At 38.5% G+C, this 16,249-nt stretch carries 12 protein-coding genes, 1 pseudogene and 1 riboswitch; of the genes and pseudogenes, 4 read left to right on the forward strand and 9 right to left on the reverse strand.

The window, feature by feature from the left end:
* Nucleotides 1–29: 29 nt before the first annotated feature.
* A complete protein-coding gene (locus COJ96_RS01920; RefSeq protein WP_098571312.1) occupies nucleotides 30–2,321 on the reverse strand; it encodes a ribonucleoside-diphosphate reductase subunit alpha in 2,292 nt (763 codons plus the stop codon).
* A gap of 134 nt (nucleotides 2,322–2,455) precedes the next feature.
* Nucleotides 2,456–2,655: riboswitch (cobalamin riboswitch) on the reverse strand.
* Between the two features lie 166 nt (nucleotides 2,656–2,821).
* On the opposite strand from COJ96_RS01920, the gene COJ96_RS01925 reads away from it, so the two are divergent.
* Nucleotides 2,822–4,504: a hypothetical protein gene (locus COJ96_RS01925; protein WP_098571313.1), complete on the forward strand. Its 1,683-nt coding sequence runs from the start codon at nucleotides 2,822–2,824 to the stop codon at nucleotides 4,502–4,504.
* 54 nt (nucleotides 4,505–4,558) lie between these two features.
* Here COJ96_RS01925 and COJ96_RS01930 read toward each other — a convergent pair whose 3' ends face one another.
* The 4 genes from COJ96_RS01930 to COJ96_RS01945 form a co-directional block, all read right to left on the reverse strand.
* A complete protein-coding gene (locus COJ96_RS01930) occupies nucleotides 4,559–6,316 on the reverse strand; it encodes a bifunctional metallophosphatase/5'-nucleotidase (RefSeq protein WP_098571314.1) in 1,758 nt (585 codons plus the stop codon).
* 164 nt (nucleotides 6,317–6,480) lie between these two features.
* Nucleotides 6,481–7,518 (reverse strand): alpha/beta fold hydrolase, encoded by a 1,038-nt coding sequence (locus COJ96_RS01935; RefSeq protein ID WP_098571315.1) that lies wholly within the window; start codon nucleotides 7,516–7,518, stop codon nucleotides 6,481–6,483.
* A gap of 54 nt (nucleotides 7,519–7,572) precedes the next feature.
* A complete protein-coding gene (locus COJ96_RS01940) occupies nucleotides 7,573–8,571 on the reverse strand; it encodes a VanW family protein (protein ID WP_098571316.1) in 999 nt (332 codons plus the stop codon).
* Nucleotides 8,572–8,755: 184 nt separating this feature from the next.
* On the reverse strand, nucleotides 8,756–9,580 hold the full coding sequence (locus tag COJ96_RS01945; RefSeq protein ID WP_098571317.1) for a formate/nitrite transporter family protein: 825 nt from the start codon (nucleotides 9,578–9,580) through the stop codon (nucleotides 8,756–8,758).
* A gap of 302 nt (nucleotides 9,581–9,882) precedes the next feature.
* Between COJ96_RS01945 and COJ96_RS01950 the strand changes: the two genes are divergently transcribed.
* Nucleotides 9,883–10,425, forward strand: a complete 543-nt coding sequence (locus tag COJ96_RS01950) for a methylated-DNA--[protein]-cysteine S-methyltransferase (RefSeq protein ID WP_098571318.1) — start codon at nucleotides 9,883–9,885, stop codon at nucleotides 10,423–10,425.
* Entirely contained in the window at nucleotides 10,415–11,128 is a 714-nt protein-coding gene (locus tag COJ96_RS01955; RefSeq protein ID WP_098571319.1) for a 2OG-Fe(II) oxygenase, read from the forward strand. The genes COJ96_RS01950 and COJ96_RS01955 overlap by 11 nt, the downstream gene beginning before the upstream one ends.
* A gap of 76 nt (nucleotides 11,129–11,204) precedes the next feature.
* On the opposite strand, the gene COJ96_RS01960 is transcribed toward COJ96_RS01955, so the two are convergent.
* Both COJ96_RS01960 and COJ96_RS01965 read right to left on the reverse strand, forming a co-directional pair.
* The gene (locus tag COJ96_RS01960) at nucleotides 11,205–13,394 is read right to left on the reverse strand and encodes a SpoIID/LytB domain-containing protein (RefSeq protein WP_180229947.1); all 2,190 of its coding nucleotides are present in this window, start codon (nucleotides 13,392–13,394) and stop codon (nucleotides 11,205–11,207) included.
* A 144-nt stretch (nucleotides 13,395–13,538) separates the two neighbouring features.
* Nucleotides 13,539–14,699 (reverse strand): hypothetical protein, encoded by a 1,161-nt coding sequence (locus COJ96_RS01965; RefSeq protein ID WP_098571321.1) that lies wholly within the window; start codon nucleotides 14,697–14,699, stop codon nucleotides 13,539–13,541.
* Between the two features lie 239 nt (nucleotides 14,700–14,938).
* On the opposite strand from COJ96_RS01965, the gene COJ96_RS01970 reads away from it, so the two are divergent.
* Nucleotides 14,939–15,367 carry a hypothetical protein gene (locus COJ96_RS01970; RefSeq protein WP_098571322.1) on the forward strand — a complete coding sequence of 143 codons (429 nt, stop codon included), beginning with the start codon at nucleotides 14,939–14,941 and terminating at the stop codon, nucleotides 15,365–15,367.
* A 151-nt stretch (nucleotides 15,368–15,518) separates the two neighbouring features.
* On the opposite strand, the gene COJ96_RS01975 is transcribed toward COJ96_RS01970, so the two are convergent.
* Nucleotides 15,519–15,812: a dienelactone hydrolase family protein gene (locus tag COJ96_RS01975; RefSeq protein WP_180229948.1), complete on the reverse strand. Its 294-nt coding sequence runs from the start codon at nucleotides 15,810–15,812 to the stop codon at nucleotides 15,519–15,521.
* 179 nt (nucleotides 15,813–15,991) lie between these two features.
* Nucleotides 15,992–16,249, reverse strand: a pseudogene (locus tag COJ96_RS01980) (proline dehydrogenase family protein); the annotation flags it as partial.

Consider the following 16,249-nt stretch of genomic DNA (forward strand, 5'->3'; position numbering starts at 1 on the left):
ATATTTCCTCCGATCGATGTTAATAGTTGTTAACTGTGGCATGCCTCACATTCGTCAATTTCAGTTTGCGAAGTGCTTCTGACATAATAAGTGGTCTTTAAACCTTGCTTCCAAGCTTCCATATGAAGGTTTAACAAGTCTTTTGCCTTTATATCGTGCCTTACATAGAGGTTAAAGCTAATACCTTGGTCAATATGGCGACCTCGTGCGGCATTCTGTTTAATGCTCCATATTTGATCTAATTCATGTCTCGAACGACGATAATATTCGTATGTTCTATGATTTAAATCAGGTGCAGTCACTTTAAATTTAAAGTTCTTCTTTTCCTCTGCAAATTCAACCGAATAGATGGGATCGATTCCATCTGTGGAACCTCCAATCTTCGCCGTTGAGGAGTTGGGTGCAATCGCCATCAACCAACCATTCCGGATCCCGTGAATTGAAAGATCCCTCTTCAGCTGATTCCACCTATTTGATTGGTAACCTTTCCGTTCAAAATACTCTCCGGTATGCCATTCAGAACCACTAAACTGGCTATAAGCCCCCTTCTCCTTAGCCAGCTCCATTGACGAACTGATAGTATGGAACGCAATTTCCTCATACAAACGATCTGCATAATTAACCGCCTCACCAGATTCCCAGTACATCCCTTTTAATGCTAATAAGTGGTGCCAGCCAAATGTACCAAGCCCAACGGCTCTGTACTTTTTATTCGTAACCTGAGCCTGTCCAACCGTTATGGTATTTAAATCAATCACGTTATCGAGCATTCTTACCTGAATACGAATGAGACGTTCTAAGACATTCGCCGGTACTGCTTTTGCTAGATTAATAGAAGATAAATTGCAAACAACGAAATCTCCTGGTTTCCGAACAATCACGATATGCCCTTCATCATTCTGGTATTCGTTCACAATCGTCGTAGCGGACATATTTTGGGCAATTTCTGTACAAAGATTACTGCAAAAAATGGATGTTCGACCTTTACCCAATACATGCTTATTTGGATTTTGTCTATTTACTTCATCACGATAGAACATGTATGGGGTTCCTGTTTCTAATTGAGCGACCATAATCCGTGTCATGATATCCATGGCACGGTAAGTTTTGCGAGGTAGAAGTGGGTTAGCTGCAGCCTCTTCATATTTTTCGGTAAAATATTTAACATCTGTTTCATCATAAAAATCCTCTAGTCCAAGCGGATTCCCCTGTTCATCCTTCCAGCCCATCATTTGTTTTACTTGATGAGGACAAAATGTATGCCACTGTCCAATACTTCTGCCCTGCTCATCCTTATCTTCCAACTTTTTCATAAAAAGGTCTGGTATAGAAACACCTGTGAAAATATCATGGGCTTTACGGCGTTCATCCCCATTATTTGTTTTCAAGTCAAGAAACCCGTTCATGATATCTTTATGGAACAAATCAAGGTACACAGCAATGGCCCCTTGACGCTGACCTAACTGATCAACACTGACAGCTGTATCATTTACCAATTTTATCCACGGAACCACACCAGATGAGTTTCCTTTAAATCTCTTAATATCGGAACCTAGGGCGCGAACTTTACCATAATAGATTCCAATTCCTCCGCCATCTTTACTTAACCGGGCAATATCCCAATTATTTAAATAAATGCCATCAAGTGAGTCATCTACTGTATCAATAAAGCAGGAAGAAAGCTGCCCAAAGCTTTTCCCCGCATTTGCTAGAGTCGGTGTGGCAACCGTCATATATAAATGACTTAATGCCCAATATGCCTCCTTCACAAGATGCAGGCGTTCAGTCATTTTTTCATCCTTCATGAGGGTCATTGCAATAATCATGAACCGTTCCTGGGGAAGTTCATAAACATTACGATTATAATCTTGAGCAAGATAACGATCTGCAAGTAAAAATAACCCTATGTAATTAAATAATAAATCATGTTCTGGATTTATCTCTTTCGCCAGCTGGTCGATTTCATCCTTACTATATAAGTTTAAAAGATCATTAGAATAGATCCCTATTTCCGTTAAATCCTTTATTAAGTTATAAAAGTCTCCATATTTTAGAGAACGATCATATCCGCGACTTTTGGCAGCCCTACCATATAGTTCATTCAGATATAAACGGGAAGCGACAAATGTCCAATCCGGCTGGTCCATTTCGATTTGATTCACTGCATATACTAGAGCTTGTTGATTTGCTTCTAGCTCTGTTACATCAAGTTGACTTAGTTTGTTTCTAAGTTCCATTGTATTAATCTGATATTTATCTGAAACTTGTTCTATAGATTCTAAAACGTAATTATGTTCAGATTGCAGTTCCTCAATTTTCATTTCATTTCCCCCTATAATAAAAAAATCCGCTCAACGGGAATTGAGCGGATGAAACGATAACATTACAAAAGGAAATAATTAACTATCTATGCCTCCTGTCGCCACCGTTCATCTTCTCAATCCCCGAAGAAGTTGAAACATCTTAAGAAAGACAGGTCTCCTGACTCATGCTTCTATCTACTTTGAACCCTTCCCATATAAGTACCTAATAGATTAGACAATCTTATACAGTGGTTTGTTCATTTCGTCAGCATTTACAGTTGCGGGGGCAGCTCTGGATTTACACCAGATTCCCTATTAAGCCACAATGGGCATCTTCTCTTAAGGCTAACACAATATATAGTTGTTTTTTTAAAAATAAAAACAATATGTAGTGAATCAATGTTATTAATAATAGTATAGTCTTTATGATATTTCAAGTCTATTATTTTTTTAAAATGAAACTAATTTGATTGAATATCCGTATATGAAGAAAGACCAAATTGAAAAGAGGCATTTTTATGGGGAACATTATTCTATTTACATTGATTATTGGGATAGCTGCTGCGCTTGTTCTAATACCAATTTTTAAACCTGAAAAGGAAAGTAAAAAAGAGGGAAAAACACTCAAAATCGGCGTGTTCATTGCACTTGTTTTGATACTCATGATAGCAGTGTTTGTATTCTATTATTTTACTAATTATGATAGAAATTTCACCTCGGTATGGCCGTTAGCTATTCTCCTAACCGCTGTTGGGGCCTTTCTTGCCAAAGGCACAGAAAGAATACTTAAAGGAATTCTCTTCCTTGCAAGTCTAGGCCTTGGAATTTATTTCTTAACCGCATTTATCTTTAATGCGGATCAAAAGTATGAAGTTGCCAAGATGGATGAAAAGGTAGAAATTCAAACTTTTGATGAGAAAGAAACACCTGCCAGTGTTCCACCGCAGTTTGCACGCAATAAAATGAAAAAAGCGTTTGGACAAGTTCCGAACACAAGCTATTATGAGCTTGGGAACCTGCAAATTCAAAAGCTGAACGATGACTATGTATATATTGCACCTGTGGAGTTTTCCGGATTTTTTAAATGGTGGAAAGGAAACAGTACACCTGGTTACTTTACCTTAAGTGCAACGGATTCTAGTGCGAATCCTAAATTCATCAAATCAGAAATGATATTTACCCCTTCCTCTTATTTTAATAAAAATATTGAGCGGCATATTCGTATGAAATATCCGAAGAAAATTTTCTTTGGCGGTGTTCAATTAGAAATTGACGAGAATGGAAAACCCTTTTACATCCGTACTTATGGGAAGTTTATTTCCGCCCGAAATGGATTTACAGCTAAAGGTCTGGTTGTCGTCGATTCTAAGAATGGTGCAATGAAAGATTATCCATTAGCAGATGTCCCGGAATTTATCGATGGCGCAGTTTCGCCAGAAGCCGTTAGTTTGCAAAACAGCTACTACGGGAATCTTGTTCATGGATTTTGGAATAGTGTCTTCGGTAAATCTGACGTGAAACTTCCATCAGATGAAGGCACGGAGTCAAATGTAAGCCCCATCTTTGATGAGAATGGACAGATGTACTATTTTACAGATTTCACTAGCCCGAAAGAAGGCGTCGATTCCATGCTCGGGTACTCGCTGACCAACTCACGAACAGGAAAAGCAACATTTTATACCGGAAACCCAGAGCAATCTTATATGGATTCACAAGGGGCATTGCAGATCATTGAGAAGAAATTTATTGAAAAGAAATGGCTTGGGCAAATGCCGATTCTCTACAATTTTTATGGTGAAGCCAGTTGGTTAACACCTGTATTAGACTCAAATGGTTTTCTGCAAAATTACTTCATTGTTTCTGCAGCGAATCCAGAAATCTCCGTATACGCCAGCACTCCTAATGAGGCCCTTAAGCAATATAAAACCGCCTTACAAAGGGGCAAAGGCACGGTAGACGGAAGCTCGAAAGCACAAGAAAAACAAATCACCGGTACAGTGATGAGAGTCTATAAGGAGAAAAACGGGGATTTCACCATTGTCTCCTTCTTATTAAACAACCGCCAAAACTTTATCATTTCTTCCGAAAAGGCTCCACTCGCTATCTACCTCAAAGAAGGGGATAAAGTTAACATTCGCTACCTCGACACAGGCGAAGACTTCCTTCCTGCCAAAGAGTTAGCAATCGAAGCCTTACAATAGGGAAACAAAAATAGGGTGTCAGGCACCAATTGGTGCCTGACACCCTATTTCTCTTTACTGAACCTTTTGAATACGATTTTGAATGCGATAAGTGAACGGTTTAGGCTGGGCTGAGATAAAGTTGACTAACGCATCCAGGTCATTAGGACCGACTTCTTTGTTTTGAGCTTGGGTAAATACAGTAAATCCGTCCCCGCCGCCAGAGAGGAAAATATTCGCTGTCACAGTATAAGATTTATTTGGATCGATTTCTGTGCCATCTGGCAATTTAATACTAACTATTCTTTGTCCGATTGGTTTATTCGCATCCCAAGAATACGTTAAACCAGAAATTTGCAGCATGTTTGTCTTGGTTGCACTCCATTGCTGGTTAAGCAAGTCACGAATCTGCTGCCCTGTCATCGTCATTTTTACAAGATCATTATTAAAGGGCTGAACGGTGTAAACTTCTCCCCAAGTTATTTCTCCAGGATCAATGTCAGCCCGAATTCCGCCAGGATTCATAAACGCGAATTCCGTTTTTAGCGCATTTCTTTGTGCATCGGCAATGAAACTCCCAAGGACAGACTCTCCATTCTCATTTTGTTTAGCTGTTAAACTTTCAGCTGTAGAGCCGATCACCCGATTAACGATGGGTCCCACTTTTGCTTCATAGCCCTCAATCATTTGTTTAATCTCTGGATCGGGCTTCATCCCCTCCTGGAACGTGGTGACAATCTCTGCTGATTTTGAGACTATCTCTTTTGTTTTTGGATCAATCTCAATATCCACATCCGAAAATGCAGTGCCATAGGAATACGATTGCACTACTAACTTATTATCGATGGTTGCATTCATATGGGCGTGATTATGTCCGCCAAAAATAATATCCACTTCATCGTCAACCCGATTGGCAATATCCACCAGCTGCCCAGTTGGATTCTCTCCATTTGGACCGGAAGTACCTGGGTTATGTGCTAAAACAATGATTGATCTTACACCTTGTTTTTTCAATTCGGCTACATTCCGATTGATTGCTTCTACTTCATCAGTGAACTTTAATCCGGCCACACCACTTGGGACAACTACTGTTGGCGTCTCGGTAGTAACAACACCGATAAAGCCAATCGGCATTCCATTTACTTTGATCACATGGTATGGAGGCAGGATTGTTTTTCCTGTTTTTTCATCGATTACATTCGCAACTATCCAAGGAAAATTTGAACCGGCAAATTTGCCGGTTTTCGGATGTGATCCACCCTTAATCAGGCGGAGCAGTTCCGTTACCCCTTCATCAAATTCATGATTACCAACAGTTCCGATATCAAAACCAAGTTTATTCAAGATTTCAATCGTCGGTTCATCCTGTAAAAGGGCAGAAACTGGCGGGCTGGCTCCAACCATGTCACCGTTTTGAATCAACAGTGTATTTTTGTTTTCTGCTTCACGCTGTTTTAAATAGGCGGCTAAATAATCTACCCGTCCAGCTGGTTTTCCGTTAACATTCCGGGTAACATTTAATTGCCCGTGCAAGTCATTTATACCTAACAATTGAATCGGAATGAAACGATTATTCGCCGCAGGCGCTTTTTTCTTTTTAGGCTTGTTCGTTTCCGGACGATTGGATTTGTGACCATGATAGCTTTCCGATAAGCCTTGTCCTTTTGCTTCCGGTGGCTTTTGTCTGTTTGCCTCTACAGACTGGGCTTGGCGTATCGAATGATCAAGGTTTTCTGATTCTCTAAGGTCCTTAGCAGCGACACTTAGATTTCCTAACCCTCCTGTTAATATAACGAGAGATAACGATATAAATGCTTTCTTAAACCATTCCATGCATGCAAATCCTCCTACTATCTAATAATTGAACCATGGTATTTTTTGTTTTCAATGGAAGGAATATGCACATCTACATATCATAATTTGAAAAAGCCCACTATTATGCTTCAACTTCATTGTTGAAGACAAAATTATGGGCTTTTTAAATCGTATTAATGTCGTTAAACGACCATCAATTCTGATAGTTTATTTGCGTATTTTATGACAAACTTTTCAATTTTCTTTGTATCGTCTGGGTGAAACATATGCCCAGAATTCTCATACCAAACCAATTCTTTGCCAAGCGGAGCATCAAGTTCCTGAAAAAATTGCTCAACTGGTCTACCGTATACATGAATATCTTTTGCCCCATGTAAAAAGGCCAGAGGGACTTCTATTCTTTTTGTTCTTTTAAAATCAACATGTGCAAAATCCTCCACTAATGCTTGGGTGTAGGTTAGTTTGTAGGAACTATAAAGTGTATGGAAGATATCTTTCATGGAGTATTCTGAACTATTTAAGAAAAGCTTTAAGCTGCCAAGGATGCCTGGGTGCTTCACGGTTTTACTTTCATAAACCATCGAATTATATTTTATCAGTGGCCTTCGGAAATCTGTCCATTGTTTCAATAACAAATATGGCGGGCGGCCTAATTCCTCTAATTTCTTCAGTGTTTTCCAATCTTTCGCTTTTTCGGCCCGAGCCTTTAACCAATCAAAACAAATCTGATCATTATCCTGCCAATTGATAATTTGCGATATGCCAAAATATGCGTGAAGTTTTTCTGGGTACCTGGATGCGATCGATAAACCGATAATCGTCCCCCAAGAATGGCCTGCTAAATAAACCTTCTCTTTTTTAAACCGACTTCTTAAGATATCGATTAAGTCATGACAATCCTGTATATATTGCTCAACTCGAAAGGACTCTTTAGGTGTATTTTTATGATAGGTTTTTCCAGCCCCCCGTTGGTCCCAAAACACCACCACGAAATGTTTAACAAGCTCCTTTGTAGAAATAGAAACAGCATAATCCTGGCCTCTTGAAACAACGCCCGGAACCGGCATACAGGGGCCGCCATGGAGAAACAACAACAAAGGCTTCGTTCCATCATTTCCCTGAATCAGAACAGAATGCTCTACTCCACCCAAGTTTATCTTGTCAACCAAGTCAATTCCCTCATCAGCAATCGTAAACTCTCGCTTCGAAAACAACCCCATAATTCACTCCCCCCTCTATTTATGTAGTAAATGCGCATGGTGTCAGGCACCATGTTATTGTTTCGCGATCAGAGCTTGGAAGGCTGCTGATGTTCTTACTTCAATGGTTAAGGCTCCTTTTTTGTAGATGGATTGGATGATAAAAGGTGCACCTGTCGTATTTTGAAATTTGAAGTCTGGGCCGCCATAGGAGACGGTGGCATCTCTGCCCGCAGGGACATAACCTACTGACAAGGAATGGTGATGTTTTTCAATATAACTAACACCTAATTGGTCCACTGAATTATACAGAGTGGAAGAAGTCTGGCAAATCCCCCCGCCAATACCATCGACTAATTGTTTATTCACGATTTCCTTTGCTTTTTGATATCCATGTTCGGCATCACTTGGCCCAACTGTCGTGTTAAAAGAGAAAATATCGCCGCTTCCCACAATAACATTATGGATTGCCTCTGCTGACAATTTGATATTTTTCGACCTTCCCACTACCCCACTGTTAAATCTGGTGGTATAGGTTGCAACGACCACTTCCCCTAATTGCTTCACATCTTCCGGCTTATACCCGCTCTCAGTCACATAAAGAGGCAGTTCCACATCTCCTCCCGCTGCCGATGCAGTTAACACCCTTTCAACCAACTCGGATTCTTCTAAAATAATTCTCGGTTTCCCTTTAATGATTTGACCGTTTGAGTCGATCTTATCGAGAACCATTCGTTGATCATAGCCAGGGGTAGTTTCCGTTCCTCTTGCCAATTCCTTTGCCCACTTTTCTAGTTCCTTTTTATACGCTTCGTTATTAGTTCCAAACCCCATGTCGGCTGGAAGAAAGGTTTTGATAATCGATTTCGTATTGGGGTCGATTACATTAACCGTAATAGGTTTTGGTTCTTCTTCCTTTTGGGGTTCTCCTTGAGGTGTTTGAACCGAATTTTGCTTTGGTTCTGTAACTTTTTCTTCAACCGCTTTTTCTTTCACTGATTTTTCTGTACAACCGGCCAATCCTAAAAAACTACAACTGACTAAAACTGCAATTAACCACGAGCTTTTTTTCATTTCCCCAACCTCTTATCCAATATTTTCATGCTTGATTTTGACTTCCAAATGAAGTCCATTCATTCTCCGATTTTATTCGAGATAACCTGTCAATATGATTGATAAGTGTTTCAAACATGAAAAAAGCCCCTATTAATTAGGAGCTATATATCATAAGAAATTATTTAATTTTCTGTATACTGGTTTATCTAATATTACTTTTCATTATAGGCTGAATCACTTTTGGTTCAGTTATAGTAAGTTCATTTTTCTTATAGGCATGCCAATAGGCCATTGCGATAAATACTGATCCGCCCACCGCATTTCCAAGAAAAACAGGGATAAAATTCTCTAAATAGGCTAACCAAGTAAAATGGCCTGCAAAAATCGCCGCAGGAATCACAAACATATTAGCAACCACGTGTTGAAAACCAATCGCGACAAAAGCCATCGTCGGAAACCAAATACCGGTAATTTTTCCGACCATATCATTTGCTCCATATGAAAGCCATACAGCCGCAGCCACGAGCCAATTACAGCCGATCCCTGAAATGAAAGCTTGGAGAAAAGTGGCTTCTAATTTATGGTCAGCAATACTAATCGTTCTTTCCAAAAATGGTCCTGTTTCCGTTAGTCCAACCAAATGTCCAAAAAAGTAAGCCACAAATAGGGCCCCGACAAAGTTACTAAACGTTACAAGGAACCAATTATAAATAACCTTCCTGGTACTAATCTTATTTGCCATACTTGCTATTGGAACTGCCATCATATTCCCAGTTAACAGTTCTCCACCAGCTAACAAGGTAAGGACAAGACCAATTGGAAAGACAGAGGCACCAATCAAGCTGCTTAATCCTTCTATATTTCCTGTAAGAGTTGCTGTTACACGGATGAAGAGTAAATAACCTAAAGCAATAAAGGCTCCTGCCTCAAAACCCAGGATCAATGTTCGTAGCAGCGGGTAATTTGCCTTTTTCACTCCATTCTCAATGGTAATTTCCATAATTTTTTCGGGTTTACTGTACCCCATCAGAAGGACTCCTTTTAAATAAACTAGATGATTGTGAAATATTTAACATATTTATTTTATAACAAATTCTTCTAAAATCCTGTGAAAATTTCTTTAACTATTTTTTAGCGCTTACATTTATCTTTGTATTCTTGCTTTTATACTCAAAATTACTTACTTCCCTCTTTTAATAGAGGTATACTGATATGGAGATAGGAATAACAAATCCAACTCATTTCGCCACACTTTAAAAAAATAACAACCTTTACACCATCAGAATATCGTCAAATGAACAGAATTGAATAAAGAAAAGAGGCTTTATTATGGATAGAAAAATCATTTATTGGAGTTTATTTGTTCATGGCCCATGGGAAATGTATCTTGCAGCAACAACCCAAGGACTTTGTTATGTTGGATCAGACCATAAGGGCTTTGAGGAATTAGTGGACTGGGTGCAGAAAAAGTTCCCTCAGCACCAATTGGAACCAGACGATCAACGAATGCACATATTTGCTGACCAATTCGCTGAATATTTTCAAGGAAAAAGGACGAAGTTTACTTTTCCAACCGATTTTTATGGAACTCCTTTTCAACAATCTGTTTGGAATGCATTAAATGAAATTCCTTACGGGTCTACCCATACATACTCGGAAATCGCAGAATTCCTTCAAAAACCTAAGTCAGTTCGTGCAGTGGCCTCTGCCATCGGGGCAAACCCAATCTTAATTACGGTTCCCTGCCATCGGGTGATTGGAAAGAACGGAAAACTCACTGGATTTCGTGGCGGTTTGGAGATGAAGGAAAAACTGTTGGATTTGGAAAAATTGCCTTCCACCATGAAGGGATTGAAAGCCCATGCCAAATAATATTTCTGTCAGGATTGAATCACTAGATTGGGATAAGTTGCATCACCTGCTAGAAATACAAGGATTTGCAAAGCTGCCTCCATTATTGGATCCGCTTCAATGCCAGGAAATGATTAAAACATACGATGATCCATCCAATTTCCGCAGCACGATAAATATGAAACGATACAGATTTGGGAAAGGAGAATACAAATACTATCAAGCGCCTCTCCCACCTTTACTACAACAACTCCGTACGGGTTTCTACCCAGAACTGGCAAAAGCAGCGAACCGCTGGTTGCAGCACCTTAGAAAAGATCAGATATATCCAGGAAGACTGTCCGAATTTCTCAACTATTGTCACGACAAGGGGCAAGTTCGGTCCACTCCGCTAATTCTGAAATATAAAACCGGTGGCTATAACTGTTTGCATCAGGATTTGTATGGTGAAGTTTACTTTCCATTCCAAGTACTATTTGTTCTAAATCAACGGGAGAAAGACTATACCGGTGGTGTTTCTATCCTTGTCGAACAAAGGCCTCGGGCCCAAAGCCGGGGACATGTGATTACACTTGAACAAGGTGAAGGCCTCATCTTCCCAACGAACTATCGTCCGATTGAAGGAACGCGCGGCTATTATAGGACTACTGTAAAACATGGAGTAAGTACCGTAACATCTGGTACGCGCTATGGCTTGGGAATAATATTTCATGATGCAAAATAAAAGCGAAACCTAACAATATTCTATATCGGGGTAAGAAAGTCCATTATATGTAAAAAAGGCAGAAGTCTCTGCCTTTTTATTTTATATATGATTTTGAAACATAACCTGTCGTTTTACCATATTTGATTTTATACCATGATCCTGTTGTGGAAACTATCGTTACGGTTTGATTTTTCTTTAAAGATCCAATCACTTTGCCTTTAGTGGAGGCTGAGCTGCGGACATTCAGTCGGGTTACAGTCACTTTTCCCGTTTTCATTTTGACAACTTTTTTAACTTCGAAACTAGTTGTCACGCTCGAACGATTTTTACTTGTGTCCGTCGCAGATATTACAACCGAATATTTCCCATTACCTAATGATTTTGTATTGTATTCCTGATTAATGGTCCCTGCTTTTGTTTGGATATCTTTTTTCAAGTAGCTAAGGATTTTACCGGAATTGTTTTTAATATACACCGTTACCTTTGCGTTTTCGTTAGTTTTAAAAGTAATGTGGGCTTTATTATTTTTGTTATCTATGCTTGCTTTAACGCTGCTGATTTTAGGTGCGGTCTTGTCTTTTTTTACCTCAAAAGATGGCAATGTCGAAGATCGATTATTACTCAAATCAACAGCAATAATTCCTGCATAATATTTTCCGTTAGCTAAAGAATAACTGTTATATTCTTTGGTAATCGTCCCTGCTCCTGTTAGTGCATCTTTTAATAAATAGGTGAAAATCTTGCCTTTGCTGTCCTTAAGATAAACTGTTACTTTTGCCTTTTCGTTCGTCTTAAAGCTAACAAATGTTTTATTTTTCAAATGATCGACATTTACTTTGACTTCACTAATCGTTGGAGCAGTTTGGTCTATAACTGGAGTCTTTGGCGTTTCCTGAACCGGTTTAACTGCCGCTAGTTCTTCAGTTGTACTAGTTTTCTGTTCTGATGGTTCTGGTTGTTCTGTGGTATCTGCTGCTTTCTGTTCGGTTGGTTCAGCTGGAGCTTCTACAACAGGCACAGGTCTGTCGCCGTACTCTCTTACAATGGATGCACCATCGTAATAAAAGGCAAGAATCTGATTGTATTTTTGGCCTGCTTCGGCACGATTCTGTGCACCCCATTGACTTAATCCAACACCATGGCCGTCACCCAATCCGGAAACTGTAATGGTTCCGTCCTTATCCGCGATGTTTGAAACAAGATAACTCAACATCATCCGATTGCCGACCATTGCACGAATCTGTGAGGCTGCTACATTTTTATATTCTAATTTTTGCGGGATATAAGCGCCATTTTCGTCAATTTTATCTTTTGTTAAAAATTCAACTGTTATATTTCCCTTGGAAACACGACCGCCAGATGTTGGGGTGTGCAAGCTTAGTACAGGTATAGCTGTAATTTTAATTTCTTTTCCAGCATAGCCATGCGTGGCCATCCAAGCTTTTATCATATTAATAATGGTAGTATCTTTTTCTTTCATTTGACTCCATGTCAAATTAGCGGGATTAAATTGTTGTTTACTTATGGAGAATTTCCAAGCAGTTTTTGCATCATACGGATCTTCTTTAATCGTTAAATATGAGAGTGGCGAGGAACCCCAGACATTGGCATTTGATTCTGTTTTCCCGCCATTACTTGCAGAGAAAACGGCACTAACTAGCCGGCCATTTGCCTTTAGGACTTCCCCTTTTGTTTCATCCACTGCAGCTGTACTATTGGGATTCCAAGTATAACCACCATAAACTTGATAATTAATCGTATCATCAATGGTTACTGATTTATAAGTAAGCGCATAGGTTCTTGCCGCTATCGCTTGCGTTTTTAATGCTTCACGGTTCCAACTGGCATACATTTCAGAAGGGACAACACCTTTTAGGTAATCTTCCATGTAAATCTCGTTAATCGGACGAACATACTTTGAATTTTCAGGGACAAATTGAAATGAACCTAAATAATTCCGATTATTAATCGATAAATAATCGGTTTCTTTGGCAGGTTTGATTTTAACGTTATCTGAGGTAAATAACGGTGTGGTCCCATCTAGTATCGTTATGTTATTATTCTTATATTGTAATAGATAAGACTTTCCAGAAGTTAATCGTACGGTTGAATTCTCGACATAATAAACACCTGATGGTTTGATCGTTAACTCTGCTTTATTTCCGAGATTATTAACCAATTTCACTTTAATCTTGGGTTCTATGTTTTCGGCTGAGACACCACCTAATTTTATCATGTTACATACTATTAAAAAGGCCAAAAAGCCCGCAAAAAATTTTTTCAATATCATTCTCCATTCATAAAAGTATGAAGTTCATATAATAGCATACTTTATGAATCTATTAATAAACAACATGATAATATTGGTAAGTCATAAGTCCCATAGTTTTGTAAAAAATAAAAAACTCACCAAAACTGGTGAGTACTATTACCGAGCAGTAATTTGAATCCATTTAGGACCGGAACTGGTAGAAATTTGATACCAGCCGTCTCCTCTATCAACAAAAACCTTAACTTTTCGAGGAGTGATTTTTCCGCTTGACTTCGCGGATACAAACGGCTTGCTATAAAGTTTTACCGCCTTGTTAATTTGGAGGTATTTCACTGGTTTCGGATTAATATAAATCCATTTCGCTCCTAAAGTTGTATTAATTAAGTACCATCCATTTTTGCTTTTTTTCATAACCTTTACTGTTTGCGGAACGATTGTTCTCGTTTTTTTCATCGAAATGGTAGGCTTGTCATATAAATTCACATCATATTTAATCTTTAGATTTGATATGATCGGCATAAGAGGAATTAGGGAGAGGTTTTTAGTTCCGCTCTTTATCCATCCATACCCTTTCCCATATTTTATTTTATACCAATCACCAGATTTTGCGGCGATTTCAACATTTTCTATTAATTGTACTTTTCCTATTTTAGGTGCCGCATTATATGGGAAGTTTTTTACATCAAGTCCAGATTTGTATGTAATCTTTCCTTTTACTAGATATGTAGTTTGTACAGGTGACGGAACCTTCGTAGTAACCTTCGGGACGGTGGTAGTAATTAGTTCATGATGGACACCATCCCTGCTTTCACTAATAAACTTTAGACCAGCTTGCTTTGCTATTTTTTTGAGAGATGCACTTACGAAGTGTAAGCCATTTAACTGCTTTCCTTTTTTATCAAAAATTATGGCATCAAAAGCAATTCCTCTTAGGTGTGGAGCTTTTGTGCTAGGCTTAGCAACCATTGTCCCTAGCTCATGCTTGCTGCGTTCCGACCGTATACACTTTGACGAAACCCCATTTACAATTTCATAAAAGTGCTTTTGATATTGATAGGGACGATAGACGGATTTATATTGGATCTTCCAGCCTTTGGCTTTCAACAATTTTTCATAATTTATCTTGGCCGAAAGCAGATTGGGATGAACATTCTCCCAAATCACCATTTCCCCCTGATCCATTCTAAGTGCAACAGGATCTGATAAAGGCGTCAACCCTTTACACGTTGCAGATAGCACTTTATCACTAGGATTAATTAACGGAAAAACTAGTGCTAATATCATGATATAAATAAAAATTTTAATTAAAAATTTCATTTTTCCTCCTATTAAATTATTTTCCTGATTAAATATGACTATATTATTATATCAAAATTCACATAATAATCTATAATTTTACAAGGAAAAAATACCCATCCCTATCTTTTTTCTTATTTCTTCCGACAAATATCTACATTTTTCGAGTTAAATCAGCAAACCCCCTAAAAATATGGTACAATTAAAAAAGATACAGATATTTCACTTGACCGTTTTGGAAAAACAGAAAGGGTGTTTTCATGGAAGATTTTATCGAAACAGTTTATTTCTTAGAAAATCCTGAGAAGAATATTACTAAATTCGCAACTGGCACCCAGCTGCGCTATGAGGACGTAATAAAAGAGGTATTTGGCGTAGCGTGTATTAATGATTTGCAAATGATGCTTCAGTACAATAAGAGCTTTCAGACGAGCATTTGTAACTGCCATGGGATTAGTGAAAAGAAGTTAACGCTTGATAAAATCCTTCGTGTTGCTTCAAAACTAGATATGCTTCGTCTAAAGAAGCAACTCCTTAATCAACAATATGATAAAATAATTGATGAAACACACCAAGAAGATGATTTGCCGATTGACCGCCCCTTTGATGCAACAATTAAACTCCAAGAAGGAATTTTCCAATGGGATGACAGCAATTTTTCATATAATGCAGTTAAACCAGGTGCCTGACACCTTTGTGGTAAATAAACTACAAAGGCTAGGTGCCTTTTTTTCTTTGGATCAAGTGATCTATTCGAAATTAAAAGCACCATCCAGGTATGGACAGTGCATTTTACGTTTTGACAAATTGTCAAAAATTGCGTTTAATTAATCGGTCTGACTAAGTATTTGTTACTCTATTCAAAAAGGTCAACGTCCTTGCAAAGGCATCCCTTGCATACTTTGGATGATAAGTAGGATTTGTATCATTGTAAAAAGCGTGTTGGGCATAAGGATATACAATAGCCTCAAATGATTTCTCATGCTTCTTCATTTCTTCTTCGAAATCAGGAATTAAGTTTGTAATATTCTGGTCTTCCCCACCATAGAATCCGAGAACTGAACAATCGATATTAGCAATATTTTGACGGGGTGGGCGTCCGTAAAATACGATCGATCCCGCATGATAAAGCATACTACTTCCTACATAATTTACCATATTAAGTATCCAAAAATAAATAAAAGAGAAATAGAATATAAAAAAGCAGTCATTAATAGGCATGATTTTAGAGTGGCCTACTATGAAAAAACCTTCCATTCGATTAGAAGGAAGGTTTAGGGTTTTATATAAAGTTTTGTAGGCGCTTTAATATATTAGCGACGTTTTTTCTTATCTGCCTTAGTCAATCTTCCTAATAAAAACGCTCCTGCGGCAACACCGATCACAGTATTTGTTTTTTTGTTAAAGACTTGCTTTGCGACAAGGTTTAAGTTTTGAGGCCGTTCGGCAAGACGTCTCATGAAATAACCGTACCAATCATTTCCAAAAGGAACGTACGTACAGAAGTTATAGCCTTCCTTTGCCAGTTGCAACTGCATGTCTTTTCTAAACCCATAAAGCATTTGGAACTC

The sequence above is a fragment of the Bacillus sp. AFS073361 genome, assembly GCF_002567005.1.
In the GTDB taxonomy this organism is placed as follows: Bacteria; Bacillota; Bacilli; order Bacillales; family Cytobacillaceae; genus Neobacillus.

Bases quoted from the DNA above. Each gene is read 5' to 3' on its own strand.
- COJ96_RS01920 (WP_098571312.1), bottom strand. From the start codon at position 2,321: ATGAAAATTGAGGAACTGCAATCTGAACATAATTACGTTTTAGAATCT.
- COJ96_RS01965 (WP_098571321.1), bottom strand. From the start codon at position 14,699: ATGAAATTTTTAATTAAAATTTTTATTTATATCATGATATTAGCACTA.
- COJ96_RS01930 (WP_098571314.1), bottom strand. From the start codon at position 6,316: ATGGAATGGTTTAAGAAAGCATTTATATCGTTATCTCTCGTTATATTA.
- COJ96_RS01925 (WP_098571313.1), top strand. From the start codon at position 2,822: ATGGGGAACATTATTCTATTTACATTGATTATTGGGATAGCTGCTGCG.
- COJ96_RS01970 (WP_098571322.1), top strand. From the start codon at position 14,939: ATGGAAGATTTTATCGAAACAGTTTATTTCTTAGAAAATCCTGAGAAG.
- COJ96_RS01975 (WP_180229948.1), bottom strand. From the start codon at position 15,812: ATGCTTTATCATGCGGGATCGATCGTATTTTACGGACGCCCACCCCGT.
- COJ96_RS01945 (WP_098571317.1), bottom strand. From the start codon at position 9,580: ATGGGGTACAGTAAACCCGAAAAAATTATGGAAATTACCATTGAGAAT.
- COJ96_RS01950 (WP_098571318.1), top strand. From the start codon at position 9,883: ATGGATAGAAAAATCATTTATTGGAGTTTATTTGTTCATGGCCCATGG.
- COJ96_RS01935 (WP_098571315.1), bottom strand. From the start codon at position 7,518: ATGGGGTTGTTTTCGAAGCGAGAGTTTACGATTGCTGATGAGGGAATT.
- COJ96_RS01955 (WP_098571319.1), top strand. From the start codon at position 10,415: ATGCCAAATAATATTTCTGTCAGGATTGAATCACTAGATTGGGATAAG.
- COJ96_RS01940 (WP_098571316.1), bottom strand. From the start codon at position 8,571: ATGAAAAAAAGCTCGTGGTTAATTGCAGTTTTAGTCAGTTGTAGTTTT.